This is a genomic window from Bacillus sp. GMs2/2, assembly GCF_050172095.1.
In the GTDB taxonomy this organism is placed as follows: Bacteria; Bacillota; Bacilli; order Bacillales; family Bacillaceae_G; genus Bacillus_A; species Bacillus_A cereus.
Genome location: NZ_JBNLYE010000457.1, coordinates 1 through 2,761 on the forward strand (window position 1 = coordinate 1; position 2,761 = coordinate 2,761).

Here is a 2,761-nt window from a genome sequence, read left to right on the forward strand (position 1 = left end):
ATGGTGAATACTTTGTAAAGTTTAAACAATTAATTTCCCTTTGTCTATATATATGAATAATATTATTATAAAATTTACAAATAGAAAAAACCAAAGGGGCCCCTTTGGTTTTTACATTTTTTTATGTTGTTTAGAAATTTTCTTCCATTTATCACGCTCTGCTCTGGCAAGGATTGCATCTTGTTTCCTCATAAAATACGCCAGTTCTCTTTGTAATTTTTTATAGCTTTTCAAACGATCTATCGTAATAAGTCCGTTTTCAATTGCACTATACACCGCGCATCCTGGTTCATTCTCATGCTTACAATCACGGAAACGACATGTTGTCGCAAGTTCTTCAATATCAGAGAATGCTGTTTGAATCGCTTCGCTGCCTTCCCAAAGTTGCAATTCCCTCATGCCAGGCGTATCAATCACGAGAGCGCCACTAGGCAATTGGAATAATTCTCGATGCGTTGTCGTATGCCTCCCCCTACTATCCTCTTCACGTATATCTCCCGTTTTTGCTACATCAATTCCTATTAGAGCATTTAACAAAGTTGACTTTCCTACCCCTGATGATCCAACTAAAGCAATTGTTTTCCCTGAAGAAACGAATTGTTTCAACGAATCTATACCTGTATGCTCTAAACTATCAACAACGAAAATAGGAACACCAATTGCTATAGCTTCCGTTTCTACAATTTTCTCTTCCACATCATTACATATACTACTCTTTGTTAAAACAATAACTGGCATAGCGCCGCTTTCATACGCTAATAATAAATAACGTTCCATCCTTCTAACATTAAAATCATGATTAAGTGCATTCACTAAAAATAAATAATCTACATTTGCTGCTATAATCTGTTCTTCTGTTCTTGTTCCAGCCTCTTGTCTTGAGAAAGAGCTTCTTCGCTGGAAAATACGATGAATAATCGCTTTCTTTTCATCTTCTATTTTCTTTATATACACCCAATCACCAACTGCTGGATAATCGCCTTTCGTAATCGCTTCATGCCGAAACTTCCCAGACAGTTCTGCCATATATTCACCATCATTACAAATAATGCGATATATATGCTTATGCTCAAGTAAAATACGACCTACTTCATAATTTTTCTCTGTAACTTGTTCTTCAAAAAATGAATCCCAGCCAAAAGATTCTAAAATATTTTGATTCAAATAAATATCCTCCCTAGTTTGTACTAAGTGGAAGGATTGCGAATTACCTTATATAATATCGCCCTTTCCATCCACCTTTGTATTTGGTTGATTATTCATATAAGTTATTTTCGCCATAATACATCACCCCGTTCTTATTTTAATTATTCTCATTATATGGAATTCTCCTATAAAAAGCTACATTATTTTACGTAATTTTCAAATAACTTGTTTTTGAGCATTCTAATTTGTCCTCGATGACTAATTTCATCTTCTAGCACACGAAACCATAGTTAGGCCACTTTCTTTCTAACATGAGCCACTCATCACCTTGTTCACTTAAATACTTCAGAGATTCTTCTCGAACACTTTGTAGAAGTTGTACATAATATTGTATTTCATGACCACGGATTGCTCTACCCGCTTCCCCTAAATACAGTGCATCTTCCCATATTTCTAATTCTTCTTTTGTAAAGTCATGATCTTGAAATGAAATAAGCTGATGAACTTTTTCAATAGCTGCTATATGCTTTAATAAGGCGCCAATTGAATTTCCGCTGCTTTGCATAATTAAATCTAATTGCTCAACTGATAAATTTTTTACTTCGCCTAATGTTACAGCTCTCGTATGCTCAAGCAGGCTTACTAATTCCCCTATTTTTTTGTATAACCATCTACACTTCTTATTCGATAATCTATATTCATATCACGCACCCCTTTCTGCATTCATATTATTGTAAAAATGATTCATATAATAGACTGAAATCTATCTAAATTTTCTGTTATAATTAATTTGAATACAAAATATACCCAAACAAACTTTCTCAATATGCTTATATGAAATATTAAAAGGAATCAATATAAAATAATCGAATCTTATTCACTAAAAGGAGTGGATTCGATGGAAATGTATCAATGGCTAACCGCTGTTCTCGTTGGTGGCATTACCGGCTTCGTTTCCCATCTAATCAATAACCAAGGTAAGTTATTGCTTCCACGCCGTTTGAAAACATTTTTTCATTTTGGATTTTTAACTGATATTTTTACTGGTAGCCTAGCCGCACTTCTTGGGCTCGTTTTATTCGATGTCACCGCAATAAAAGAAATTATAAAAGTATCCATTGTAACTGCTATTTCCGGTCAAACTTTTTTACTACATCAAGCTCTTGGTGGCGAACAGGCTAAAAATACGCAAATTGGGAAAGCTGATGAGAAGATTCAAGAAATTGACAAATTATTGCGACGTTAGTGTATACTTTCTTTTAAAATTATTGTTATAATGAGAAATAAATATTTTCTATTGCGTCGTTTGTCAGGAGAAAGGGTGTTTCGTATGACAAAAAAGAAAATAGAAGATTTCTTAACAAACTCCGAAAAAGAGGAACTGCTAGAAAACTATAAATGTTTACGAGAAGCCCGCACAAAAAGCGAAGCTAACTATTTTGGCGAAGCAGTAAACCATCTATTAAATAAAGCAAAACAACGAATTATAAAAGATGCAGGTATACATGATGAAAATGCTGCAACTGTTCAATCAAAGAGAAAAGCACTGTTTTAGCTACATTAGCTAAAACAGTGCTTTTTATTACAATACTTTTCACATTACTTTCACATCTAT

At 33.8% G+C, this 2,761-nt stretch carries 3 protein-coding genes and 1 pseudogene; 2 read left to right on the top strand and 2 right to left on the bottom strand.

All coding sequences use genetic code 11. The annotated features are described in order from the left end of the window. Positions 1-111 precede the first annotated feature (111 nt). The gene (gene rsgA / locus ACQGS6_RS25950) at positions 112-1,164 is read right to left on the bottom strand and encodes a ribosome small subunit-dependent GTPase A (RefSeq protein ID WP_001073075.1); all 1,053 of its coding nucleotides are present in this window, start codon (positions 1,162-1,164) and stop codon (positions 112-114) included. 182 nt (positions 1,165-1,346) lie between these two features. Continuing rightward, positions 1,347-1,848 (bottom strand): annotated as a pseudogene (locus tag ACQGS6_RS25955) (DinB family protein). 196 nt (positions 1,849-2,044) lie between these two features. On the opposite strand from ACQGS6_RS25955, the gene ACQGS6_RS25960 reads away from it, so the two are divergent. Together ACQGS6_RS25960 and ACQGS6_RS25965 are read left to right on the top strand one after the other, a co-directional pair. Next, complete coding sequence (locus tag ACQGS6_RS25960) at positions 2,045-2,392, top strand: DUF4257 domain-containing protein (RefSeq protein WP_000426317.1); 348 nt, start codon at positions 2,045-2,047, stop codon at positions 2,390-2,392. Between the two features lie 84 nt (positions 2,393-2,476). Continuing rightward, the gene (locus ACQGS6_RS25965) at positions 2,477-2,701 is read left to right on the top strand and encodes a hypothetical protein (protein ID WP_000162602.1); all 225 of its coding nucleotides are present in this window, start codon (positions 2,477-2,479) and stop codon (positions 2,699-2,701) included. Positions 2,702-2,761: the final 60 nt, after the last annotated feature.